The 25,150-nt window shown below is 62.6% G+C and carries 21 protein-coding genes; 8 read left to right on the top strand and 13 right to left on the bottom strand.

Features of this window, described 5'->3' with window-relative positions; genetic code table 11:
* Positions 1 to 43: 43 nt before the first annotated feature.
* The 5 genes from RO009_11290 to xdhA form a co-directional block, all read right to left on the bottom strand.
* The gene (locus RO009_11290) at positions 44 to 3,169 is read right to left on the bottom strand and encodes an efflux RND transporter permease subunit (GenBank protein MDT3685613.1); all 3,126 of its coding nucleotides are present in this window, start codon (positions 3,167 to 3,169) and stop codon (positions 44 to 46) included.
* Between the two features lie 28 nt (positions 3,170 to 3,197).
* Positions 3,198 to 4,289, bottom strand: a complete 1,092-nt coding sequence (locus RO009_11285) for an efflux RND transporter periplasmic adaptor subunit (protein MDT3685612.1) — start codon at positions 4,287 to 4,289, stop codon at positions 3,198 to 3,200.
* The gene (locus RO009_11280; GenBank protein MDT3685611.1) at positions 4,279 to 4,914 is read right to left on the bottom strand and encodes a helix-turn-helix domain-containing protein; all 636 of its coding nucleotides are present in this window, start codon (positions 4,912 to 4,914) and stop codon (positions 4,279 to 4,281) included. The genes RO009_11285 and RO009_11280 overlap by 11 nt, the downstream gene beginning before the upstream one ends.
* Before the next feature lie 146 nt (positions 4,915 to 5,060).
* Positions 5,061 to 7,382 (bottom strand): xanthine dehydrogenase molybdopterin binding subunit, encoded by a 2,322-nt coding sequence (gene xdhB / locus RO009_11275; protein MDT3685610.1) that lies wholly within the window; start codon positions 7,380 to 7,382, stop codon positions 5,061 to 5,063.
* A complete protein-coding gene (xdhA, locus tag RO009_11270) occupies positions 7,379 to 8,803 on the bottom strand; it encodes a xanthine dehydrogenase small subunit (GenBank protein MDT3685609.1) in 1,425 nt (474 codons plus the stop codon). Before xdhA ends, xdhB begins: the two co-directional genes overlap by 4 nt.
* A 241-nt stretch (positions 8,804 to 9,044) precedes the next feature.
* Here xdhA and RO009_11265 point away from each other — a divergent pair, with 241 nt between their 5' ends.
* The 8 genes from RO009_11265 (at position 9,045) to RO009_11230 (ending at position 17,515) form a co-directional block, all read left to right on the top strand.
* Positions 9,045 to 10,229 (top strand): ABC transporter substrate-binding protein, encoded by a 1,185-nt coding sequence (locus tag RO009_11265; protein ID MDT3685608.1) that lies wholly within the window; start codon positions 9,045 to 9,047, stop codon positions 10,227 to 10,229.
* Between the two features lie 174 nt (positions 10,230 to 10,403).
* Positions 10,404 to 11,519 carry a 5-methyltetrahydropteroyltriglutamate--homocysteine S-methyltransferase gene (locus tag RO009_11260; protein ID MDT3685607.1) on the top strand — a complete coding sequence of 372 codons (1,116 nt, stop codon included), beginning with the start codon at positions 10,404 to 10,406 and terminating at the stop codon, positions 11,517 to 11,519.
* A 102-nt stretch (positions 11,520 to 11,621) separates the two neighbouring features.
* A complete protein-coding gene (locus RO009_11255) occupies positions 11,622 to 12,809 on the top strand; it encodes an ABC transporter substrate-binding protein (GenBank protein ID MDT3685606.1) in 1,188 nt (395 codons plus the stop codon).
* Between the two features lie 134 nt (positions 12,810 to 12,943).
* Complete coding sequence (locus RO009_11250; GenBank protein MDT3685605.1) at positions 12,944 to 14,125, top strand: ABC transporter substrate-binding protein; 1,182 nt, start codon at positions 12,944 to 12,946, stop codon at positions 14,123 to 14,125.
* 48 nt (positions 14,126 to 14,173) lie between these two features.
* Complete coding sequence (locus RO009_11245) at positions 14,174 to 15,034, top strand: branched-chain amino acid ABC transporter permease (protein MDT3685604.1); 861 nt, start codon at positions 14,174 to 14,176, stop codon at positions 15,032 to 15,034.
* A 3-nt stretch (positions 15,035 to 15,037) separates the two neighbouring features.
* Positions 15,038 to 16,033: a branched-chain amino acid ABC transporter permease gene (locus RO009_11240; protein MDT3685603.1), complete on the top strand. Its 996-nt coding sequence runs from the start codon at positions 15,038 to 15,040 to the stop codon at positions 16,031 to 16,033.
* Positions 16,030 to 16,788, top strand: coding sequence for an ABC transporter ATP-binding protein (locus tag RO009_11235; GenBank protein ID MDT3685602.1), 759 nt, complete (start codon positions 16,030 to 16,032; stop codon positions 16,786 to 16,788). The genes RO009_11240 and RO009_11235 overlap by 4 nt, the downstream gene beginning before the upstream one ends.
* Positions 16,781 to 17,515, top strand: coding sequence for an ABC transporter ATP-binding protein (locus RO009_11230; protein ID MDT3685601.1), 735 nt, complete (start codon positions 16,781 to 16,783; stop codon positions 17,513 to 17,515). Before RO009_11235 ends, RO009_11230 begins: the two co-directional genes overlap by 8 nt.
* Before the next feature lie 48 nt (positions 17,516 to 17,563).
* Here the strand turns inward: RO009_11230 and RO009_11225 are convergent, their stop codons facing one another.
* The 8 genes from RO009_11225 to RO009_11190 form a co-directional block, all read right to left on the bottom strand.
* Positions 17,564 to 18,442 (bottom strand): ABC transporter substrate-binding protein, encoded by an 879-nt coding sequence (locus tag RO009_11225; protein ID MDT3685600.1) that lies wholly within the window; start codon positions 18,440 to 18,442, stop codon positions 17,564 to 17,566.
* A gap of 43 nt (positions 18,443 to 18,485) precedes the next feature.
* On the bottom strand, positions 18,486 to 19,247 hold the full coding sequence (locus tag RO009_11220) for an FCD domain-containing protein (protein MDT3685599.1): 762 nt from the start codon (positions 19,245 to 19,247) through the stop codon (positions 18,486 to 18,488).
* A gap of 119 nt (positions 19,248 to 19,366) precedes the next feature.
* On the bottom strand, positions 19,367 to 20,116 hold the full coding sequence (locus RO009_11215) for a hypothetical protein (GenBank protein MDT3685598.1): 750 nt from the start codon (positions 20,114 to 20,116) through the stop codon (positions 19,367 to 19,369).
* A 66-nt stretch (positions 20,117 to 20,182) separates the two neighbouring features.
* The gene (locus RO009_11210; protein MDT3685597.1) at positions 20,183 to 20,614 is read right to left on the bottom strand and encodes a RidA family protein; all 432 of its coding nucleotides are present in this window, start codon (positions 20,612 to 20,614) and stop codon (positions 20,183 to 20,185) included.
* A gap of 96 nt (positions 20,615 to 20,710) precedes the next feature.
* On the bottom strand, positions 20,711 to 22,351 hold the full coding sequence (locus RO009_11205) for a benzoate-CoA ligase family protein (GenBank protein MDT3685596.1): 1,641 nt from the start codon (positions 22,349 to 22,351) through the stop codon (positions 20,711 to 20,713).
* 69 nt (positions 22,352 to 22,420) lie between these two features.
* Positions 22,421 to 23,611: an acyl-CoA dehydrogenase family protein gene (locus RO009_11200; GenBank protein MDT3685595.1), complete on the bottom strand. Its 1,191-nt coding sequence runs from the start codon at positions 23,609 to 23,611 to the stop codon at positions 22,421 to 22,423.
* An 81-nt stretch (positions 23,612 to 23,692) separates the two neighbouring features.
* Positions 23,693 to 24,529 (bottom strand): enoyl-CoA hydratase family protein, encoded by an 837-nt coding sequence (locus RO009_11195; protein ID MDT3685594.1) that lies wholly within the window; start codon positions 24,527 to 24,529, stop codon positions 23,693 to 23,695.
* Positions 24,526 to 25,038 (bottom strand): MarR family transcriptional regulator, encoded by a 513-nt coding sequence (locus RO009_11190; GenBank protein MDT3685593.1) that lies wholly within the window; start codon positions 25,036 to 25,038, stop codon positions 24,526 to 24,528. Before RO009_11190 ends, RO009_11195 begins: the two co-directional genes overlap by 4 nt.
* Positions 25,039 to 25,150: the final 112 nt, after the last annotated feature.

Genomic DNA, 25,150 nt, shown 5'->3' with positions numbered 1-25,150 from the left:
CCGTTCGTCCCCGCGCAAGCGGGGGGCGAACGAAAGTTCTGGCTCAGCTCGCAACCTTTATCCGGCGGCGCCCCAATCTTGCCCGCACTTTCCCCATCCACGCCCCGCGCTTCTCCGCCAGGATGGCGATGCCCATCAGCGCCGCCGGTGTGACGATCAGCGTCAGGATGGTGGCGAAGCCGAGGCCGAACACGATCGCGGTCGAGAGGCTGATCCACCATTGCGTCGACGGCGCTCCCACGGCGACTTCACGCAGCAGGAAATCGAGATTCATGCCGAAGGCGATCGGCAGCACGCCGAGGATCGCCGTCACCGCCGTCAGCACCACGGGACGCGCGCGCTCACGGCAGGTTTCGATGACCGCATCATAAGCGGCAACGCCTTCGCGCCGCAGCCGGTCGTAGGTGTCGATCAGCACGATGTTGTTGTTCACGATCACGCCGGCATTGGCGATGATGCCGATGCCGGTCATCACCACGCCGAAGGGCTGCCCCATGACCAGCAGACCGAGCAGCACGCCGATGGTCGAGAGAACGACCGCCGTGAGCACCAGACCGACCGAGGTCAGCCGATTGAACTGCGCCAAGAGGATCGCAAAAATCAGGAAGATCGCGGTGCCGAAGGCGCCCATCAGAAATGCTCCCGCCTTCTCGCGCTCCTCGTCCTCGCCCTTGAGCTTCCAGGTCACGCCGACGCCAAGATCGGTCTTGTTCAACTCGGCGGCGATCTGCTGCTGCACCTTCGCGGTCTGCACGCCTTCCGCGACATTCGCCGATACCGTCATCACGCGGTTACTGCCGACGCGGTTGATATAGCCGACGCGCTGTGCCGGGATGCGCTGCACGAAATTGCCGATCGGCACCTGCCCGGACGGCGTCTGCACCCGCAATTCGTCGATCTGGTCGAGGCTGCGGCGGTCGCTCGGAAACCGCACCAGGATATCGACGGCCTTGTCGCTCTCGGCGGGGCGATATTCGGTCACCTTCACGCCGTTGGTAACAAGCTGCACCGCCGTGCCGACCGTATTCGGCCCCGCGCCGTATTTCGCGGCCTCCGCCTTGTCGACCTCGATCTTCCAGTCGATACCGGGCAGCGGCAATCCATCGTCGAGATCGCGGATATTCGGATTCTGCGCCAGAACGCCGGCAACCTTCTTGGCAATGCCCGGCAACACATCCGGATCGAGCGCGCCGATCTGCACCTGGATCGGCTTGCCGGTGGGAGGGCCGGCGCGCGGCGCCGTCACCTCGACGAGAATGCCGGGAATTTCCGCGGTCCTTTCTCGGATGCTGTCCATGATCTTGTGAGCGACGTTGCGTGTCTTCCAGTCGCCGAATTCGAACTGGATCACACCAATGGTGTCTTCCGTGATCTCGTTCGAGCCGCGCGGCTGCTCACCGACACGGGTATAGACCGTCTGCAGACCGGGCGTCGCCAGTACATGCTTCTCGACATCGCGAAGCAGGCGGTCCTTCTCCTCAAGCGAGATATTGCCCCGCGCATGCACGATCACCTGGCCGTAATCGGGCTCCACGTTGGGGAAGAATTCGACCCCGCGGCCGAACTTGCCGTAAGCGAGCGACACCGCCACCAAGAGGAAGACCGCCAGCGAGAGCGTCGTGCCGGGATGGCGCAGAGCCAGCCGCACCGTGCGCATATAGAGGCCCCGCTCATTCATGCGCTCGTCATGCGGAACCGGCGCCGCCTTGCCAAGCAGCGCGCCAAGCGTCGGCGTGAAGAACAGCGCCACGACCAGCGAGGCCGACAGTGTCGCGATCAGGGTAATCGGCATGTATTTCATGAATTCGCCGACCACGCCCGGCCAGAACAGCAGCGGCGAGAAGGCGGCGACGCGCGTCGCAGTCGCGGCGATCACCGGCCCGGCCATGCGTTTCGCGGCGAGCGAATAGGCCTCCTTCGGCGGCATGCCTTCGGCCATACGGCGCTCGGCGAATTCGGAGACGATGATGGCGTCGTCCACCAGCATGCCGACCGCGAGAATGAGCGAGAACAGCACGACGATATTCACGGTCAGCCCGGCGAGATACAGCCCGAGCACACCCGCAAGGAATGACGCCGGAATCGCGATGCCGATGAACAGCGAGGCGCGGAAGCCCAGAGCGAACAGCATGATCACGGTCACCAGCAGAACGGCTGTCACCACCGAGTTCTGCAGATCCGCGAGCATGATGCGGATGGTCTTCGATTTGTCCTGCGTGAAGGTGACGTGCACGCCTTCCGGCCAGGTCGTCTTCATCTTCTCGACCAGCGCCTTCACGCCGTCCACTGTCTCCAGCAGATTGGCGCCGGTGCGCTTGGACACTTCGATGGTCATGGCGGTGCGGCCGTTGACCCGCGTAACAGAGGTGGCGTCCTTGAAGGTCGGCCGCACCTGCGCCACGTCGCCGACGGTGATGGTTGCGCCGGAGGTGGCGGCTACCGGCACCTTCAGCACATCCTGCGGCCGCTCGATCAGGCCAGGCACCTTGACGGCAAAGCGTCCGGTATCGCCCTCCAGGGCGCCGGCGGCGATCAGGCTGTTCGATGCGTTCACGGTGCTGATGAGCTGGTCGAGCGAGACGCCGTAGCTTTTCAGCAGCATCGGCTCGACGATGATCTCGACCGCCTCTTCGCGCGAGCCGCGCAATTCCGCCGACAGCACACCCGGCACCTGCTCGATCGCATTCTTGGCCGCGCGCGCGATGCGCAGCATCGAACGCTCCGGTATGTCGCCGGACAGGCCGACCACGAGCACCGGATAAAGCGACAGATTGACTTCCTGCACGATCGGCTCATCGGCATCACGCGGCAGATCGCGCTTGGCCTGGTCGACCTTGGCGCGCACGTCGGCGAGCGCCGCCTTGGAATCGAAGCCTGCTTCAAATTCGAGCAGCACATAGCCGCCACCCTCGAAGGCGGTGGAGCGCATTTCCTTCACGTTGCTGACCGACTTGAGCTGCGTCTCGACCGGCCGAAGCAGCAGCCGCTCGGAATCTTCCGGTGAAATGCCGCGCTGCGTGAGCTGCGTGTAAATGATCGGAATCTTGACGTCGGGCTCGGATTCCTTCGGGATCGCCCGGTAGGAGATGAAGCCGGCGACAAGCAGGAAGATCAGCGTCGCAATGGTCAGGCGCGCATGGCTGATCGCGTAGTCGATGAGCTTGAACATGACGCGTCTCTTTCCGCGATCAAGAGGGTCAGCGGCTCGCCGCCGTGGTTTCCGGCGCCGGTACGGCCTGCACGATCTGGCCTTCACGCACGAAGTCCTGACCTTGCACAATCACGCGCGACTGATCGGGAATGCCGGCGACCCACATGAAAGCCTGATCGTCCTCAACCACGCTGATCGGCACGAAATCGACCCTGCCCTGGTCGCGGACGACGCGGACGCCAAGATCGCCCGCGGACGAGAAGGTTAGCGCCGAGCGCGGCACGCGCGAGGCCTCCACCGGGGCCATCGGAATGGCGACTTCCGCGGTGATGCCGTCGGGGATCGAGCCGTCCGGATTTTTCACCTCGACCTCGACGCGATAGGTGCGCGTGGTCGGGCTCGCCGACTTGGACACAAAGCGCACGCGACCGGTCGCCTTCTGGCCCGTCACAAGGCGCAGTTCAGCAACGTCGCCGAGCTTGATGCCCGCAAGCTTGCGTTCCGACACTTCCACCACGGCCAGCATCGGATCGAGCGCCACCATCTGCGCCACCTCCTTGCCGGCCATCGAGAAGGCGGCGCCGCCGACTTCCGCCGGCGTATCTGTGATCACGCCGTCCCAGGGCGCGCGCACGATGCCGCGATCACGTTCGGCTTCCGCCGCAGCGAGCGCGGCTTCGGCGGCCTTGAATTGCGATTCGAGATTGACGAGTTCGAGCTTCGGCAGCGTACCCTGCTCGATCAGCTTGCGGCGTGCTTCAAGCTCCGTCTTGCGTTGCGTGTAGAGAGCGCGCGCCTGCGCCACCTGCGCCTCGCGGGCGTCATCGGACAGCACCGCGATGACATCGCCCTTCTTGACCTGCTGTCCGCGCTTCACGCGCAACTCGGTGAGCGCACCGCCGGTGCGCGCCACAACCGCCACCTTGCGGTCGGCTTCGGTGCGGCCGGAGAGAATGAGCTTGCGACTGTGCGGCTGCGCCGTCGTTTCAACAACAGCCACGCGAAAGGCCTTCTTCTCGGCTTCGGTGGTCAAAGCCGCCTTGCTCTCCGTGCTCTCGTGCGGAATGAGATGGCCGGATGCAATCCAGGCGACCGCCACGACAACAAGGCCGATGGCGACAATACGGCTACCCTTCATCGGAGACTCCCACCTGTCTCTCTCCGCGTTGTGCGCGGTCGAGCAGCATGAACCGCATGATGCTCATGAAAATCGGAATTGACGTTTTCGGATCGAAGTCGTCATGCACCGCGCGGCGCCACCACACCCCGTCGGCAAGCAGCATCATCGTTTCAACGGCGGCTTCGAAATCGGCGTCCGCAGCAATGTCGCCGCGATCCTTCGCAGCCGCCAGCAGCGCGAACAGGTGCGCACGCACGTCGGCGTCAAAATCGCGCATGATGCGCGCGATGGTGGGATTGCGCCGGCTCTCCGCGATCATCTCAATACACAGCCCGACATCCTCCGTCGGTCGCTCGACCAGATGGTGGCGTGCCAGCGCTTCCAAGGTTGCAAAAAAGTCGGGCGCCGCCTGGGCACCGGCGAGTTGCGCCCCCACTTCGGCGCGGTCGCGCTCGGTGATGCCGGCAATGATCGCTTCCTTGGACGGGAAGTAGCGGTAGAGATTGCCCGGGCTCATCCCGGCCTCCGCGCAGATCTGCTGCATCGAGGTCTGGTGAAAGCCGGTGCGAGCAAAGCAGCGCCGGGCCGCGTCGAGAATCTCCTCGCGGCGGTCTTGCTGGAGCTGGGCGCTCGGACGTCGCATGGTAACCGGCTACTTGCTGCAGTGCGGTAAAAGCGAATGAACGTTCGCTCTATTAATCCCCAACCCGATCGCAGTCAATGGAATCCTGGCGTCAGTCGCCAAGAAATTTCTTGATGTGAAAGATCAGTGGGTTGAATGGGTCGCCGTCAGGCTTGATCGCGAGCGCGGATATCGTCCACCGCGGCCAGCACCCGCTCCGGCGTAGCCGGTGCATCAAGCCGGGCGGCCAGCCGATATCCCGACAGGCTCGAAATGGCGTCCCGAATGGCAAGCCAGACCGACAAGGCCAGCATCAAAGGCGGCTCGCCGACCGCCTTGGAGCGGAAGACGGTTTCTTCCCGGTTCGGTGCATCGGGCAAGATGCGGGCATTGAAGACAGGCGGCACGTCGCGGCTGCCCGGAATTTTGTAAGTTGACGGCCCGTGCGTACGCAGCCGGCCCTTGTCGTCCCAGACCAGTTCCTCGGTTGTCAGCCAGCCCATGCCTTGCACGAAGGCGCCTTCGATCTGGCCGAGATCGATCGCCGGATTGAGCGATTGGCCGCAATCCTGGACGAGCTCGGCGCGCAGCACCCGCGATTCGCCGGTCAGCGTGTCGATGGCGACTTCTGCCGCGGCCGCGCCATAGGTGAAGTAATAGAACGGGCGGCCGGTATTGGTGGCGAAATCCCAATGGATTTTCGGCGTGCGGTAATAGCCGGTGGCGGACAGCGAGACGCGCTTTTCCCATGAGAGGGCGGCGAGTTCGGCAAACGACATGGATCGGTTGCCGGCATAAACACGATTCTGCTGAAAAACGACCTCGCCGACCGGCACGTTGAACTGTTCCGCAGCGACGTCGGCCATCCGTGCCTTGATCTGTTCGGCGGCATTGAGTGCCGCCATGCCATTCAGATCGGAGCCGGAAGACGCGGCGGTCGGCGACGTATTCGGCACTTTCCCGGTGCTCGTCGGCGTTATTCTGATGTTTCCAATGTCGATCTGGAACGCTTCCGCGACAACCTGCGCCACCTTGATGAACAGCCCCTGCCCCATCTCGGTGCCGCCGTGATTCAGGGTGACGCTGCCATCGGTATAGACGTGCACTAGCGCGCCGGCCTGGTTCAGCGCCGGCCTGTTGAAGGAAATGCCGAATTTCACCGGCATGGTCGCGAGCCCTTTCTTGATGACGGGGCTCGCCTCATTGAACGCGACAATATCCTTCCGCCACGCGGCCAGATCGACATTGCGATCGAGTTCGTCGAGCACGCGCTCGATGATATTGTCCTCGACCTTCATGCCGTAAGGCGTGACATCATTCCGACCGATGCCGTAGAAATTGCGCTGTCGGATCTCTTGCGGCGTCTTGCCGAGATGGCGCGCCACGATCTCGATGATCGTCTCGATAACGAACATCCCCTGCGGACCGCCATAGCCGCGGAAGGCCGTATTGGAGACGATATTGGTCTTGCAGGTGTAGCCGGTGAAGCGGAGGTTCGGCAGCCAGTAGCAATTGTCGGCATGGCACAGTGCACGCGTCAGCACCGCCGGCGTGTGGTCGGCGACATTGCCGCCATTCGCCGCCAGCATCAGATCGAGGCCAGCGATCGCGCCGCTGCCGTCGAAGCCGACATCGTAGCGGAACAGGAAGGGATGCCGCTTTCCGGTCGCGCGCATGTCGTCGTCGCGCGGTAGCCGCAGCTTGACCGGCCGGCGCGTCTTCCACGCCAGCACCGCGGCAATGCCGGCGATGATCGTGGCCTGGCTCTCCTTGCCGCCGAAGCCGCCGCCCATGCGCCGCACCTCGCAGGTGACTGCGTTGAACGGAATCCCCAGGAGATGCGCCACGCCGTGCTGCACCTCGGTCGGATGCTGAGTGGAGGAGAAGATGTGCATGTCGCGGCCTTCGCCGGGCGTGGCGATGGCGACCTGCCCCTCAAGGTAGAAGTGATCCTGCCCGCCGCAGCGCAGCTCGCCGGACAAACGATGTGCCGTGCTTTTCAGCGCCGCATCCACGTCGCCGCGTGTCATGATTTGCGGCGGCGTGAGGAATAGCCGGCGCTTGATTGCTTCCTCGACCGTCAGCACCGGCTCCAGCACTTCGTAATCGATCTTCACCAGCTTTGCCGCGACGCGCGCATGATCGAGCGTCGTCGCCGCAATCGCGACCACCGGCTGGCCTTCATATTCCACAATATCGGACGGCAGCAGCGGCTCGTCGGGCCGGATCGGGCCGATGTCGTTCTTGCCCGGGATATCTTTTGCGGAAATAGCAGCTACGACGCCCGGCGATGCCAGCGCCGCCGACACATCGATCGACCTGATGCGCGCATGCGCATGTGGGCTGAGCACAAGCGCGCTTTCCAGCGCACCGGGCACATTCGGGATATCGTCGATATAGAGCGCACTGCCGCTGACATGGCCGGCGGCGCTGTCATGCCGGATCGATGCATGAATGCCGCCCTGGATGCGTCCGAGCGGAGCCGTCATAGCAACCAGACCTGTACGGGTTGCGAAGAAGATGTTTCAGCCTGCAGCCGGCGGACGAGATTGGCGGCCGCGCGCAGGCGATAATCCGCGCCGCCCCGATGATCGTTCATCGGCCTGAAATCCTGCGCGATGATGGCATCGATGTCAGCAACCGCATTTGCTGTCCATGCCTTACCCACCAGAGAGGCTTCGACATGTCTGGCGCGCGCTGTCTGCGCCGCCATGCCGCCGAACGCCGCCCGGATATCGCGCACAATGCCATTCTCGATCGCAAGGCTGAAAGCCGCCACCAGGGTGGAAATGTCCTGATCGAACCGCTTGGACAATTTGTAGGCTTTGAAAATGCGATCTCCGCGCGCGACCGGAATACGGATTGATTCAATGAACTCGTCTGGCTGCATTGCGGTCTTGCGATAACCAGCAATGAATTGCTCCACCGGCAAGCTGCGCATGCCCGCTTGCGAGCGCAACGTCACTTCCGCATTCAGCGCGAACAAGCAGGGAATGGTGTCGCCGATCGGCGATGCCGTGGCGAGATTGCCTGCGAACGTGCCGAGATTGCGGATTTGCCGCGAGCCGACGCGACGGACAAGCGCAGCGAAGGATGGAAAATGCTTGTCGAGCAGCGGCAACGCCTCCGAATAGGTGACGGCGCCGCCGATCTCCAGCACGCCGTCCCCATCCTGCAAACGCTTGAGCTCGGCCACCGCCCCGGCCCAGATCACCGCCGGAAATGCTTCGCGCTCCTTGCTCACCCGCAGGCCAAGATCGGTGCCGCCGCCAAGCAGGATGGCGTCAGGGTTCTGCGCGCGCAAAGCGGTCAGTGCGTCGAGCGACGCCGGCGCGTAGAAAATCTGCTCTCCGCAACGATGGACGGCATCTTCATCATTCAGCGGCAGCGTATCGTTCTCTTGCATGTGCTCAACGCACCCGGCCGGTGCCGGCTGCAGCTTGCGGCAGGCTTCGACGATCGGCCGGTAGCCGGTGCAGCGGCACAGGTTGCCGGCCAGCGCTTCGTGGATCGTCTCGTCGTCGCGCGCGCTGCCGTCCTGCGAGAAGGCGAACATCGCCATCGCGAAGCCCGGCGTGCAGAATCCGCATTGAGTGGCGTCGGCATTCACCAGCGCCGACTGGATCGGGTGCAATTCTCCGTCGCGCGCCGCAAGCCCCTCGATGGTCAGAACGTCACAGCCCGCGAGCTGCGGTACCAGCATGAGGCAGGAGTTCACCGCTTCGTAACGCGGTCCATCTGGCCCCGGCTTGGCCACCACAATTGTGCAGGCCCCACAATCGCCCTCGGCGCAGCCTTCCTTGGTGCCGGTCAGGCGCTCCGTCCCTCGAAGGTAGTCCAGAACGGTCACGGTGAGCGAAAGCCCGTCCAGGACCCGTGGAACTCCATTCAGTCGAAAGCGGATCGGCACACTGCATGTCCTCGGCAAGCCGGCCTATTCCGGGCCTCTGATACTCTCTACATATAGCCTTCTGAGAGATGCAACTTACGGATCGCCCGGCTTGGTCCGCCGGCAGCGGCCTTGCGGCTTTTGGACGCAAACCGCTTCCGGGCCTGGACCGGACCAGCCGTCAAATTGACCCGCCTGACCGCCGCCGATACCGTTTAAAGAAAAAAAGCACGTTCACAAACCATCACCTGGAGGGACCCCGATGAGAAAAATCATCGTCGGACTGGGTGGCCTGACTGCAATCGCGTTCGCTGCATCACCGGCGCTCGCGCAAGGCACGATCAAGATCGGCGTCATTCTGCCCTATTCGGGACAATTCGCCGATACGGCCACGCAACTCGATAACGGCATCAAGCTCTATATGAAGCAGAGGGGCGACACCGTCGCCGGCAAGAAGATCGAAATCATCCGCAAAGATACCGGCGGCGTTGCGCCGGATGTCGCCAAGCGGCTCGCACAGGAGCTCGTTGTCCGCGACAATGTCGACATACTCGCCGGCTTCGTACTCACGCCGAATGCGATCGCAGCGTCCGACGTGTCGGACCAGGCCAAGAAATTCATGGTCATCATGAATGCGGCGACGGCGATCATCACCACCAAGTCAAACTACTCCGTACGCACATCGTTGACCCTGCCGCAGGTCTGCGCGACTTTCGGCACCTGGGCCTTCAAGAACGGCACGAAGAAGACCTATACGCTGGCCTCCGACTATGGCCCCGGACATGACTGCGAAGGCGCCTATTCAAATGCCTTCAAGGCGGCCGGCGGGGAAATTATCGGCGCCGTGCGCATGCCGGTGGCCAATCCGGATTTCTCGGCTTTCGTGCAGCGCGCGAAAGACCTCAATCCGGAATCGATCTTTGTCTTTGTGCCGGCCGGCGCGCAGCCGGCGGCGCTCGGCAAGGCGTTTGCGGAACGCGGCGTCAATCCACAAGCGATCAAGATCATGGGCACCGGCGAGGTGACCGACGATTCCGCCATCAAGAGCATGGGCAATGCTGCGCTCGGCATCATCACCGCTTGGCACTACGACCACAATCACGATTCCAAGCTGAACAAAGAGTTCGTTGCTGCATTCACCAAAGAATTCAGCGGCGTGAATCCGAACTTTCTTGCCGTCGGTGGCTATGACGGCATGCACCTGATCTACGAAGCGTTAAAGAAGACCGGCGGCAAGACCGATAGCGAGGCGCTGGTCAATGCCGCCAAAGGCATGAAATGGGAAAGCCCGCGCGGGCCGATCGCGATCGATCCCGAGACCCGGGACATCGTCCAGACCGTGTATATCCGTCGGGTGGAGAAAGTCGGCAACGAACTGCGCAATGTCGAATTCGCCAAAGTGGAGAATGTGAAAGACCCCGTGAAGGAGGCGATGAAGAAGAAATAGCGCCGGTTCCGCTGCAATCAGCGCGCCGGATTTTCCATCGGCGCGCTGACTTCCCGCGGTTCGCGATTGGGCCGCATGGCCGCCATGCCCACCTTCCGCGGTGCTGATTAGTGGTTGACGAAAAAGCGGCTTCCCGGTTCGCTTGGTGAAATATCGAACCGAGGAAAACAACGAATGCCAGCAAGCAAACCGCCCTATCGCGCCGACCAGGTCGGCAGCCTGCTCCGCCCCGAACGCCTGAAGGAGGCGCGGGCGAAAGCAGAAAAGGGCGAAATTTCCAAGGAGGAACTTCGCAGCCTCGAAGATGCCTGCATCCGCGATGTCATCGCCCTGCAGGAATCGACCGGGCTTCAGGGCATCACTGACGGCGAGCTCCGCCGCGCCTTCTGGCATGTCGATTTCCTCACAGGCTTCGACGGCATCGTCTGGACGCACGGCGACTATGCCGTCAGCTTCAAGGGCGCCGGCGGGGAAACCGCGCATATGTCGTCGATGCTGGTGGTGAACGACAAGGTCCGCCGCAGCAAGCCGATCATGGTGGACGATTTCAAGTTCGTGAAATCGGCAACGACGAAGACCGCAAAATTCTGCATTCCCTCGCCGACCTATCTGCACATGCGCGGCGGCCGCAAGGTGATCGATCAGAAGGTTTATCCCGACGTGAAGGACTTCTGGTCCGACATCGTCACCGCCTATCGCGCGGAGATCGCCGACATGGCCGAGGCCGGCTGCACCTATCTGCAGCTCGACGACGTCTCCTTTGCGACAATCTGCGACAGCGGCATCCAGGCACAGGTTCAAAAGGACGGCGAAAACCCGGTTGCGCTGGCGCAACTATATGCGGATATTGTCAGCGCCATCACCAAAGACCGCGGCGACATGGCGATCACCATGCATACCTGCCGCGGCAATGCCATGAGCATGTGGATGGCCGAGGGCGGCTACGAGCCCGTCGCCGAGGTCCTGTTCGGCGGGGCTGATGTCGATGGCTTCTTCCTGGAATATGACAGCGAGCGGGCGGGCGGCTTCGAACCGTTGCGTTTCGTGCCGAAGACGAAAAAAGTCGTGCTCGGCCTGGTCAGTTCCAAGGTGCCGGAACTGAAATCCAAGGATTCTCTCAAGCGGCGCATCGATGAGGCCGCGAAATATGTGCCGCTGGAGAATCTCTGCATCAGCCCGCAATGCGGCTTCGCCTCCACCCATCACGGCAACAAGGTCACCGAGGACATCGAGCGCCGCAAGCTCGCCCTGTGCGTCGAGGTCGCCGACGAGGTCTGGGGGACCGTCTGATCCCTGCGGGTGGGCAGCGTTGGGCAGGTGGGAATCGATTCGACCGGAAAAATGTTCCTGACTAGTATTCGGCCAGCTTCCGGGGGAAGCAGGGAGGATCACGTGCGTCACCATCTGAAGACTTTTTCCATCTGCGGCGCTGCCGCCATGTTCTTTGCCACAGCGCCTGCACAGGCGCAGGGCACCATCAAGATCGGCGTGATTTTGCCGTTCTCCGGTCCGGTGGCCGACACTGCAACGCAGATGGACGGGGGGATCAGGCTCTACATGAAGCGTCACGGCGACACCGTCGCCGGCAAGAAGATCGAGATCATCCGCAAGGATACCGGCGGCATTGCCCCCGATGTCGCCCGGCGCCTGGCACAGGAACTGGTCGTGCGCGATGGCGTCGACATTCTTACCGGCTTTGTGCTGACGCCGAATGCATTGGCTGCGGCTCCGGTTTCCGAACAGGCCAAGAAGCCGATGGTGATCATGAACGCGGCGACGTCGATCATCACCACCAAGTCGCCCTACTCCGTACGCGTGTCGATGACGCTGCCGCAGATCACCGAACCGCTGGGGGCCTGGGCGTTCAAGAATGGCATCAAGAATGCCATGACCATGGTGTCCGATTATGCGCCCGGCCACGACGCCGAACAGGGCTTCCAGCGCGCCTTCAAGGCGGCCGGCGGCGAAATCCTCGGTGCCATCCGCACACCGGTGAACAATGTAGACTTCTCCGCCTATGCGCAGCGGGTGAAGGACGCCAATCCGCAATCGGTCTTCATCTTCGTGCCGGCCGGCAAGGAGCCCGCCGCGGTGATGAAGAGCCTCGCCGAACGCGGCGTGACCCCGGACAAGATCAAGATCCTCGGCTCCGGCGAAATCGTCGACGACACCGGCCTGCAAAGCATGGGCGACGAAGCGCTCGGGGTCATTACCTCGTATCACTACGATCGCAGCCACAATTCCGCGCTGAACAAGGAATTCGTCAAGGACTTCCGCGCCGCCAATAACAACGTGAATCCCAATCTGCTGGCGGTGGGCGGCTATGACGGCATGCATCTCATTTACGAGACGCTGAAGAAGACCGGCGGCAAGGCCGACGGCGAGACCTTCATCAACGCAGCCAAGGGCATGTCGTGGGAAAGCCCGCGCGGCAAAATCCAGATTGATCCGGAAACCCGCGATGTCGTGCAAACGATCTATATCCGCAAGGTCGAAAAGGTGGGCGGTGAATTGACCAATATCGAGTTCGACAAGGTCGAGAATGTGAAGGATCCGGTGAAGGCGCGGATGCCCAAATAGGACGCACTTGCTCGTTCATCGAATTCTTTTTGCCGCGCCTGGCAGTGCAATTGACCGGGTAAATGTCTGCTATTACGGTCCGACTCAACCGGCCACATGACAAATTGGCCAGCAAGATCAAGTGGGAGGATGAAATGAAGAAAGCGCTGATCGGCCTTGCCGCCGCATTGGGACTGGCCGCGGCCATGCCGGCGGCCAATGCGCAAGGCACCATCAAGATCGGTCTGATCATGTCCTATTCGGGGCAGTTCGCCGACGCCGCCGCGCAAATGGACAACGCCATTAAGCTCTATGTGAAGCAGAAGGGCGATACCGTTGCCGGCAAGAAGATCGAATTCATCCGCAAGGACACCGGCGGCATCGCGCCCGATGTCGCCAAGCGACTTGCACAGGAGCTGATCGTTCGCGACAACGTCGACATACTGGCCGGCTTCGCGCTGACCCCGAACGCGATGGCCGCCGGCGACGTATCGGAACAGGCCAAGAAGTTCATGGTGGTCATGAATGCGGCAACTGCGATCATCACCACCAAGTCTCAGTACATGGCGCGGGCTTCGGTCACGATCCCGCAGATCAATGAGACGCTCGGCAAATGGGCCGCGACCAAGGGCGGGGTAAAGAAGATCTATACCATGGTCTCCGATTACGGCCCCGGCATTGACGCCGAGGGCGCCTTCAGCCGAGGTATTAAGGAGGCCGGCGGCGAAGTGGTCGGCACGGTCCGGATGCCGGTCGCAAATCCGGATTTCAGCGCGTATGTGCAGCGCGCCAAGGACATCAATCCGGAGGGCATCTTTGTCTTCGTGCCTGGCGGCGCGCAGCCGGCCGCTTTCGGCAAGGCGCTGGCGGAGCGCGGCATCGATCCGAAGAAGATCAAGGTGATGGGCCAGGGCGAAATTACCGACGATACCGCGCTGAAGAGCATGGGCGATGTGGCGCTCGGCATCATCACCGGCTTCCACTACGACCACAATCATCAATCGGCGATGAACCGGGAATTCGTGAAAGCCTATAATGAAGCCTATGGCCGCAACCCGGACCTGTTCAGCATCGGCGGCTGGGACGGCATGCACCTGATCTACGAGGCGCTGAAGAAGACCGGCGGCAAGACCGACGGAGAGGCCCTGATCAATGCCGCCAAGGGAATGAAGTGGGAGAGCCCGCGCGGCCCGATCTCGATCGATCCCGAGACCCGCGACATCATCCAGACCATCTATGTTCGCCGGGTTGAAAAGGTCGACGGCAAGCTCGTCAATGTCGAGTTCGACAAGGTCGAGAACGTGAAGGACCCGGTCAAGGCACGGATGAAGAAGTAACCGCCAGGTTTTCCACGGACAGCGCCGGAAGGATCGAAGTTTGCAATGATCGGCCCTGTGATCGGCGTCCTGTTCGACGGCTTTGCGTACGGGATGCTTCTCTTCCTGCTGTCCGTGGGACTTTCGGTGACGCTGGGGATGATGAATTTCGTCAACCTGGCGCATTGCGCCTTCGCCATGCTGGGCGCTTATGTCACCGTCTTTCTCATGAATACGGCAAAGTGGCCATTTCTGGCCACTTTGCCGTTTGCCTTTCTGGCGGCGGCTTTTGTCAGCGTGCTGTTGGAACGCACCCTCTACCGCCCGCTCTACCGCGCTAGCGATCTCGACCAGGTGCTGCTCACCATCGGGCTCGCCTTCATCTCGGTTGCGGTTGCAGCCTATATCTTCGGCACCATCCTGCAGCCGGTGCAGATGCCGTCCTATCTGCGCGGCTCGTTCCACGTGATGGGCGTGAATTTTGCGGTCTATCGCCTGTTCCTGATCGGCGTCGCCCTCGTCATCACCCTCGTCCTGGTGCTGGCGTTGGAATACACGCGCTTCGGCGCGCAGGTGCGCGCAGCCGTGGACAACCAGCGCATGGCGCGCGGCCTCGGCATCAATGTCGACGGCGCCTTCGCTGTCACCTTCGCGCTTGGCTCCGGGCTCGCCGGCCTTGGCGGGGCGCTCGCAATTGAAATCGTCGGCCTCGATCCCTCTTTCGCCTTCATCTATCTGGTCTATGTGCTGATCGTGGTTTCGGTCGGCGGACTGGGATCGATCGGCGGTTCTTTCGCCGCCGCGACGCTGATCGGCGTCAGCGACGTCGCCGGCAAATATTATGTGCCGGAGATTGGCGCCTTCCTGATCTATCTGGTGATGATCCTGCTGTTGATGTGGCGGCCGGCCGGCCTGTTCGGGAGGCGCTGAGCCATGCCGCTGACGACAGAGACCGCCTCAAGCCCCTATGAATATTTGAAAGCGCAAAGCCGCTGGCACGTCATTGAGGTCGCCTTCTGGCTCTGCACTCTGCTGCCCTACTTTCTGTTCCCGAGCTATCTCGTGCTGGCGAGCCAGATCGCCATCACCGCCCTGTTCGCGCTCTCGCTCGACCTCATACTCGGCTATGCAGGCATCGTCTCGCTCGGACATGCCGCCTTTTTCGGGCTTGGCGCCTACACGGCCGGCATTGTGTCCAAACACGGCTGGGGGGAGCCCATTACCGGCCTGATCATCGGCGCCGCGATGGCCGCCCTCGTCGGCTATGCCTCGAGTTTCATCATCGCGCGGTTTCGCCATCTGACGCTGATCATGATCACGCTCGGGCTTGGCCTCTTGCTGCACGAAGCGGCCAACAGCGCGCATTTTCTCACCGGCGGCGCCGACGGCCTGCAGGGCGTGAGGATCTGGAAGATTTTCGGCGTCTTCGATTTCGACCTCTGGGGCTACACTGCCTATACTTATTCGCTGGTCGTGCTCTTTCTCGGTTTCCTGTTGGCGCGGCGCATCACCAATTCGCCGTTTGGGCTGGCGATGCGCGGCATCCGCGAAAACGCGACACGCATGCCGGCGATCGGCGCGCCGAGCCGCGCGCATATCCGTAAAATCTATACCATCTCTGCCGCCATGGCAGGTGTCGCCGGCGCGCTGCTGGCGCAGACTACTGAAACCGTCGCGCTTGAGGTGCTGAGCTTCCAGCGCTCCGCCGACACGCTGGTGATGCTCGTGCTCGGCGGCGCCGGCATGCTCTATGGCGGGCTGGTCGGCTCGGCGATCTTCATGATCGCGCGCGACCAGTTTTCCGGCATCAACCCGCAATATTGGTATTTCTGGATCGGCCTCCTGCTGGTCTTTGTGGTGATGGTGCTGCCGAACGGCATTCTGGGCGGCCTGAGGAAATTGTGGTCGTCCTGGCGGGGGCGGACATGAGCGCGCCGGCCCTCTCGACGCACGGCGTCGACAAGAGCTTCGGCTCGCTCGTTGTGGCCAAGGGGATCAGTCTGACATTGCCGCAGGGCGAGCGCTACGCGCTGATCGGCCCCAACGGCGCCGGCAAGACGACGCTGATCAATCTCATGACCGGACTTCTGACGCCCGACGGCGGGCGCATTGTCCTCGGCGATGAAGACATCACTGAGCTCAAGCCCGACGCGCGGGTGAAGCGAGGCCTTGTGCGCACCTTCCAGATCAACACGCTGTTTCCGAACCTGACGCCTTTGGAATCGGTCATGCTTGTGATCGCGGAGCGTCGTGGCGATGCCGGCGTCTGGTGGAAAGGCCTTCCCTCCTACAAAAATGATGCGGACGAGGCCTACAGCATTCTCAATTCGCTGAAGCTCGGCGGCGTCGCCTATCGGGACACGCGCGAGCTTGCCTATGGCCAGCAGCGCCTCCTGGAAATCGCGCTGGCGCTCGCCACCAAGCCGAAAGTTCTGCTGCTCGATGAACCGGCCGCCGGCGTGCCGGAAGAGGAAAGCGCCGAATTGTTTTCGGTGATCGCCGAACTCTCCAAGGACATCGCCATCCTGTTCATCGAGCACGACATGAACGTCGTGTTCCGTTTCGCCAGCCGCATCATCGTGATGGTCGGCGGCGCCATTCTGGTGGAAGGCACTCCCGCCGAGATCGCCGCCGACCCCCGCGTGCGCGAGGTTTATCTCGGCAAGGGAGGCCGCCATGGCTGACCCCCTGCTCGCGCTGAAGACTATCCGCGCCGGCTACGGCGATGCCGTGGTACTGGACAATGTGTCCTTCGATCTCGCCGACAAGGGCAGCCTCGCGATCCTCGGCCGCAACGGCGTCGGCAAATCGACCCTGCTGCTGACCATCATGGGCTACACCAAGGTGGCGCGCGGCAGCGTGATCTGGCTCGGACAGGACATCACCGCATTGCCGCCATACAAGCGCGCGCGCGGCGGCATCGGCTGGGTGGCGCAGGAGCGCGAGATTTTCCCGTCACTGTCGGTGGAGGAGAATCTCACCGTCGCGTCCCGACCTGGCCACTGGACGCTCGATCGCATCTACGAATTGTTGCCGCGCCTGAAGGAACGCCGCGGCAACAAGGGCAATCATCTTTCCGGCGGCGAACAGCAGATGCTTGCGGTCGCCCGCGCCATGATGACCAATCCCGACCTGCTTCTCCTTGACGAGCCGTTCGAGGGCCTTGCCCCCATCATCGTGGAGGAACTCGCCTCGGCGCTGCGCCGCATGCTGGCGGAACAGGGCACGGCCTTCATTCTGGTGGAGCAGCATACCGACATTGCGCTGTCACTCACGCAGAATGCGATTGTGCTGGAACGCGGCAACATCGCCCACAGCGCAACGTCTGCCGAACTGGAGCAGGACACGGCCACCATCGACCGCCTGATCGGACTACGCGTGGCGGAGCCGGAGATGCTGAGACAGAAATAGAAACGCCGCGTGTTCTTACACGCGGCGTTCTTCTCCTTCCGTCAAACGCTACATCACGCTGACGGTCGCTTCCTCATAGCGCTTCTTGCCCAGATCGCCGCCCTCGAAAATTTCGTGTTCGCCGATCCACTCGCGCGACGTATTGAAGGTTTCCTCCGTGTACGGCTCGAACACAATGCGTTCGCCCGGACCCCAGCGGCGCGTGTCCATGCGGTCGTGATAACGCACCGGGAATTCCTTCTTGTAGTAATGCGTGTACAGCTCCGGCCGCAGATCGAGATCGCGCTGCGCCCGCTTCAGCGCGCGGAAGAATCTGCGCAGGTCGTCCATGTCCGGCTCGCCGTGAATCATGTTGGCGATCATGAAGGTGTTGTCCATGATCTTGCGGAAGCCCAGTTGCTCGGCGAAATAGTAAGGTCCGCTGAACAGGGCCGCTGCCGGAATCTTGCCGTCGAGCAGCAATTCCATGCGCTTGAACAGCATGCCGTCATTGAAGGAGAGGCTGATTTTTTCCTTCGGCATATACTGCTCCAGCGCCTGGATCGTTGAATAATGGCTGCCGGACTGAAAGCCGACCGAGATCGGCACCCCGGCGAGGTCGGCCGGGGTCTTGATCGGGGAATCTGGCGCAACGAAAATGCCCGACGGCGCCACCGAATAGACATCGCGGTTGAGCCGGCCATGGCCCTTGGCGGCGGCGACATTCACCGTCCAGTGGCAGGCGCAGCTCACATCCGCCTTGCGGCCTTCCTCGAAGGACTGGAAGGCGCCGACCTTGTTGCCCTTGTCGTGAATCTTCGCATCGGTCGACTGCACCAGCTCGCGGAATTCGTAATCGAGGCCCTCCTGCGCGTAGTAACCCTTTTCTTCCGCGATCCATTCCTGCAGGCGGAAATGCGGCTCGATGATGAATTTATGCTTGCCCATCTTTTTTTCTCCTTGGTCTTTGGTTGGTTAGTTGGTCGCTCGTTCAGCAGCATCCTTCTTCTGGATGTTTCCCGTCGCGCTCGGCCACACGCCGCGCGCGGATCATCTTGACGTGGTCGTCCATCAGCCTGCGGGCGCCGGCGGCGTCGCGCATCTCGATCAGCGATGCGAGTTCCTGATGCACGGCGAGCACCCGCCGCGCCACCTCCGGCGTCAGCGTGCGATTGTGCGCCGGCCATGACACGTGATTGAGGGAGATGAACTGCACCACAAGCACGCGGTTATGTGAGGCCTCGGCGATGGCGAGATGGAATTCGCGGCAGGATCGCGTATAGGCGTCGCCGTCCTCGATCAGACTATCCGCTTCCGCCAGCAGCCGCTTGAGCCGCGCATGATCGGCCGGTGTCGCATGTTCGGCGGCAAGTTCGGCGGCGAGGCATTCGATCGCGCGCTGCGCGTCCATGACTTCGGCTGCGGTCACGCCGGTGAGATCGAGCTGCACCGCCAGCGCCTCCGCGAACAACCGCGGATTGCCGCGCGCCACCCGCGCCCCTCCTCCTTTGCCCATGCGGATTTCGGCGATGCCGAGCGCCTCCAGCGTACGCAATGCGTCGCGCGCCACGATGCGACTGACGCCGTAGCGTGCCGCAAGTTCTTTTTCGGTGCCGATGACGGCGCCGGGCTTGAGCCGCTTTTCGAACAGCGCGTCGCGCACATCGGCGACGATCTGCGCCGACAGCGAACCGCTGCGCCCCGCCAGAAACGGCTGGCCCGAACGGGTGATGAGCGGCGTCTCGGTCTTCATCACGACCCTCGATCTCGGCCGCAATGTTAGGCAGGGTTCGAAAGATCGTAAAGATATTATCTTTTAGTTGCGGGCGTAACCTTTTGGAACTTTTGACCAAACGGACGCTGCTCCCCGCCTCAGCCGGGCCGCGGCGGCGGTGGCGGCTTGGCTGATCCCAATCCAGTCATCCCCGTCGCCAGAAAGCGCAGATCCAGCACTTTCCAGTCATTGTATTTCGCAGCCGGCAGGCTGCGGTAAGGCGCGCATTCGCGCAGCGCCTTCATCGCAATCCCGACCAGAACCGGCCCGCCCGCCGACGCATTGGCCTTGAGCAATTCCGGCCCGGCGGCGAGCGCGCCGTTGCGTGCGAGCGAAACGCGCAAGATCGCTTCCAGCTTCGTCGCATTTGGAACCCCGACCGGCAGGGTCCAGCATTTCTGCACCTGCGCGCGAAACGCCGCGATCTCCTCAGGGGTGAGTTTCGACTTGCCCTCGCTGGGTCCGCCGGAGGGCCCTTCCGGTTTTGGCGGAGGCACCGGAGGCGGTGGAGCCTGCGGCGCAGCCTTCGCCGTCTGTGCAGGCGGCTCGGGCGGAGGCATCTGCTGTGCTTGCGCGGCCGACAGCGGGAGTTGTTCGGCGGGTTTCTGTTCGACCGGCTTTTGTTCGACCGGCTTCGGCAAGTCCGGTTTCGGAAGCTCTGGCTTCGGCACTTTCGCTTTCGGCGGCTTGGGCGGGCGGATCAGCTCGACCTCGATCGCCTCTGTCTCCGACGCGGTCGCGCCACGCCGCTCTGCCCACAGAATCACGGCGAGCAGGCCCAGATGCAGCAGCACCGAGGCCAGCAGGACCGAGGCAGCGATGGCGACGCGGGGAACAAGCGGGGGCAAATAACGGCTCCGGTTGACGGCCGGAGCTACCTCATCCCGCCGCGCCATGCGAGTCCAGCGGCACGCTCAGTCCGGGATGACCGCCGTCGTCTCGATTTCCAGCAGCGCCTCGCGCTCGACCAGGCTCGTCACTTGCACCAGGGCCATGGCCGAAAAATTTCGTCCCATCACTGCGCGATAGACCTTGCCGAGTTCGGGCAACGAATTGCGGTAGGCGTCCATGTCGGTGACATACCAGGTCATGCGCACCACGTGCTCAGGGCCGGCGCCGCCTTCCTTCAGCACCAGGACTATGTTCTTCAGAAGCTGCTCGGTCTGCGCGACAAATCCTTTCGGAAATTTCTGCTGCTCGTCCCAGCCGACCATGCCGCCGACAAACACCATCTCGCCCCGCGCCTTCACGCCGTTGGCATAGCCTCTTGGTTGCGGCCATCCCTGCGGATTAAGAAACGTGAGGCCGCTGGTCGCGGCCAATTTGCGGACGGTGCTGTCAGACACTGATGACTTCTCCAGACAAATCTTACTGAGTACTCCCCCTGAAAGGGGGAGTGTTCAACGCGGCGAGGACATCGACCGCCCCGAAGCTCAATCGACTTACGACGCCATCCTCTGCGCGCTCTCGATCGCGATCTTGCGCAGTTCGAATCGCTGCAGCTTTCCGGTCTGGGTGCGCGGCAGGCTGGTCACATATTCGATCGCGCGCGGATATTTGTAGGGCGCGACCGTCGTCTTCACATGCTCCTGCAAGGCCTTGGTCAGCGCCGCGTCGCCGGTGTGCCCGGCGCGCAGCACCACATAGGCCTTCACAATCTGGCCGCGCTCCTCGTCCGGGCAGCCGACCACGCCGCATTCCGCGACGGCCGGATGCGTGAGCAGCACTTCTTCCACTTCCGGTCCGGCGATGTTGTAGCCGGACGAGATGATCATGTCGTCAGAGCGCGCCTGATAGTGGAAATAGCCGTCCTCGTCCTGCAGGTAGGTATCGCCGGGGAAATTCCAGCCGTTCTGCACATACTTGGTCTGGCGGTTGTCGGCGAGGTAGCGGCAGCCGGTCGGCCCGCGCACGGCAAGGCGGCCGATATTGCCGCGCGGCACCTCGTTGCCTTCATCGTCAACGATCTTTGCGACATAACCAGGCACCACCTTACCGGTCGCGCCGCCGCGCACTTCTGCTTCCGGCGAGCCGATGAAGATATGCATCATCTCGGTGCCGCCGATGCCATCGAGGATTTTCAGGCCGGTCGCCTTCTGCCAAGCCTCGAAGGTTGCCTTTGGCAGCGTTTCGCCGGCGGAGACGCATTTGCGCAGCGAGGAGATGTCATGACTCGCAAGGTGCGGCAGCATGGCGCGATAGGCGGTGGGTGCCGTGAAGACAACGGTCGCCTTGTATTGGCCGATCGCCGGCAGCAATTCCTCCGGCGGCGCCTTCTCGAGCTGGATCGAAGTCGCGCCGATGCGGAACGGGAACAGCACATGCCCGCCGAGCCCGAAGGTGAAGGCGAGCGGCGCCGAGCCGATGAAGCGATCCTCCGGACTAGCCTGCAGCACGTATTTTCCGTAGGAGTCACAGGGCGCCAGCATGTCGCGATGAAAATGCATGGTGCCTTTCGGCTCGCCGGTCGTGCCCGAGGTGAAGGCGATCAGACAGACATCGTCGATGGCGGTGTCGCACGCGGTGAAATTTTCGTAGCCCGGCTTGGCCATGAGCTTTTCCAGTTCACCGTCCGCGCCGCCCCAATAGACGACGCGCTCCAGCTCCGGCACGATCTCCTTCGTCTTCTCCATCTCCTCGGAGAGCCGCGCATCGCACAACGCGAATTTGATCTTCGCCTTCTTCACCGTGTAGGAGAGTTCCTTGGCGCGCAGGAGCGGCATGGTTGCGACGGCCACGCCGCCCGCCTTCATCACCGCGAGATAGGCCGCGATCATCATCGGTGTGTTGGGCGCGCGCAGCAGCACACGGTTGCCCGGCACCAGGCCGAGATCGCGCGTCAGCACATTGGCGATGCGATTGATGCGCTCGGCGAGTTGCGCGTAGGTCAGTGTCTCGCTTGGCGCCACAATGCAGGTGCGGACACCCTGCCCGCTCGCCACCCATTTGTCGACAAACTCGGTCACGCAATTCAGCCGGTCCGGATATTGCAGCTCCGGCATCGTGAACAGGAATTCCGGCCACTCGCTTTGCGGCGGCAGGTTGTCACGTGCGAACGTGTCGATATGTCCCGAGGGGATCATGGCCATGCTCCTGTCGACCCTTTTCTTCTTTCCTCGCCCTCTGCATCATTCCGCTCGCGCGCAATCAGGCTAAGGCTGCGCTGCTGCCGGCTTTGCCGAGCGGTTCTTCAAAGCTTCTCGTGCGATCACGATCTTCTGTACTTCCGTCGCGCCTTCATAAATGCGTAGCGCGCGGATTTCGCGATAGAGCTCCTCGACCTTCACGCCCTTGGTCACGCCAAGCCCGCCGAAGAGCTGCACGGCGCGGTCGATCACGCGTTGCGCGGCCTCGGTGGCATGCATCTTCGCCATTGCGGCTTCGGAGGTGACGCGCGGCGCGCCGTTGTCCTTGGTCCAGGCGGCGCGATAAACGAGCAATGCGGATGTATCGACATCGGTGGCACTGTCGGCGATCGAAGCTTGCGTGAACTGCAGGTCGCCGAGCGGCGCACCAAACAGGTGGCGGTTGGAGGCGCGCTCCAGCATCTCGTGCAGGGCGCGGCGCGCGAAGCCGAGCGCGGCAGCGCCGACGGTCGAGCGGAAAATGTCGAGCGTCGCCATCGCAACCTTGAAACCTTCGCCCGGAACGCCAAGCCGACGGCTCACCGGCACCTTCACATCATCGAATTGCAGCGTCGCGAGCGGATGCGGCGCAATCACCTCGATGCGATCCTTCACCGACAAGCCCGGCGTGTCGGCGTCGACCATGAAAGCCGAAAGTCCGCGCGCCCCCGGCGCCTCACCGGTACGGGCGAACACGACGTAATGGTCGGCAATGCCGCCATTGGAGATCCAGGTCTTGTTGCCGTTCAGCCTGACATGTGTGTTGCCGTCCGGCGTCGCGGTCATCTTCAGCGCGGCGACATCCGAGCCCGCTTCGAGTTCGGAGATCGCGAAGGCGGCGATCGTCTTGCCCGCAGCGACATTGGGCAGATAACGGCGCTTCAGCTCAGGTGAACCAAACAGCGTGATCGAGCCGGTGCCGAGCCCCTGCATGGCAAAGGCGAAATCCGCAAGGCCGTCATGAAAACCAAGAATCTCGCGCGCGAGGCACAGTGTGCGGACATCGAGCTGCGGATGCAGCCCGCCGAATTCCGCCGGCACCGCCGCTTTCAGAAAACCGGCCTCACCCAGCGCCCTTACCCGCGCGCGGCAGGCTTCATCGATATCGTCATGCGGCAACTTGTGCAGATTGGCTTCTGCAAAGGCCGACAACTCCTTCGCGAAGGCGCGATGACCATCGTTGAAAAAAGGCCAGGAGAGGGTGTCGGCGGGGGGCATGTCAATTCCCCGCGCTTTTCTTCCCTTTCCCCGCGCAACGGGGAGAGGTGACGGAGAATGCGGCGCCCGCGAACATCATCGCTAATTTCCCTCGAACACCGGCTTCTGCTTCGCCGCGAAGGCGCGGTAGGCACGCGCGAAATCCTCCGTCTCCATGCAGAGTGCCTGCGCCACCGCTTCCGCCTCGATCGCCTGCTCGACCGACATTGCCCATTCCATCTCCAGCATGCGCTTGGTCATGGCGTTGGCGAAGGTCGGCCCGTCGGCGAGCTCCTTGGCGACCGCGGTTGCGTCGGCGAGTACGGTTTCCGGCGACGACAGCTTGTTGAAGAAGCCCCATCGCTCGCCTTCCTCGCCCCCCATCACGCGCCCCATATAAAGAAGCTCGGAAGCACGGCCGTGGCCGATGATGCGCGGCAGGATCGCGCAGGCCCCCATGTCGCAGCCGGCAAGTCCCACGCGGTTGAACAGGAAGGCGACCTTCGCACGCGGCGTACCGATCCGCACGTCGGAGGCCATGGCGAGAATCGCGCCCGCCCCGGCGCAGACGCCGTCGACGGCCGCCACCACCGGCTGCGGCGCGGCCCGCATTGCCTTCACCGCCTCGCCGGTCATGCGGGTGAATTTGAGCAGGCCAACGGTGTCCATCTCGATCAGTGGGCCGATGATCTCGAAAACGTCGCCGCCGGAACAGAAATTGCCGCCCTCGCCGGTGAGAACGAAAACCTTGACCTGCTCGTCCTTCGCCGCGGCGCGGAAGATGTCGGCGATCTCCGCATAGCTGTCGAAGGTGAGCGGATTCTTCTTGTCCGGCCGGTTCAGCGTCAGCGTCGCCATCTTGCCGGAGACTTCGAGGCGCACATGCTGCGCCTTGTAGGACGACAGCGGCAGTGTGACGGGATTGGCAGCCGGCATCACTCTTCTCCCGCGCGGCGCGCCTTGCGTGCCGATGTTTTTGTCTTGGCCAGCAGCTTCATCAGTGTCTCCATTTCGTCGGCGGACAGATCGGAAAATATCTCCGCAATCCAGTTCTCGTGCGTGCGCGCCATGGCGCGAAATGAGCGGCGGCCTTCTGCGGTCAGGCTGACGATCTGCGCGCGCCGGTCATGCGGGGAGGCGCGGCGCTCCAGCATGCCAAGCGATTCCAGACGCTCGGCAAGACCGGTGACGTTTCCGGCCGAGACCATCATGCGCTGCGACAACTCGCCGAGCGTCATGCCGCCGGGCGTCTTGTCGAGCTGCGCCATCAGGTCGAAGCGCGGCAACGTCACATCGAAAGTGTCGCGCAGACGGCTGCGGATTTCACCCTCGATGAGGGTGGTGCAGGTGAGAAGCCGCAACCAGAGTCGCAACTCGGCTTCGTGATCGGCCGGCCGTTCCGCGACCTTCGTTTCCGCGTCGAGTGGGATGCTGGCGGTGTCGTCCATGAAACCCTTGGCCCGCGATGATCTGCATCAAGCCTGCCGAATTAGTTTAAGCTTAAAATTTCTGTATCTCAAGCATCCGAAGCGGTTGCGGAAAATTATTTTAAGCTTAAAC

It is taken from the genome of Pseudorhodoplanes sp., from assembly GCA_032027085.1.
Lineage (GTDB): Bacteria > Pseudomonadota > Alphaproteobacteria > Rhizobiales > Xanthobacteraceae > Pseudorhodoplanes.
Note: the sequence above shows the minus strand (reverse complement) of the source record. Positions and strands in the feature narration are given on the sequence as shown.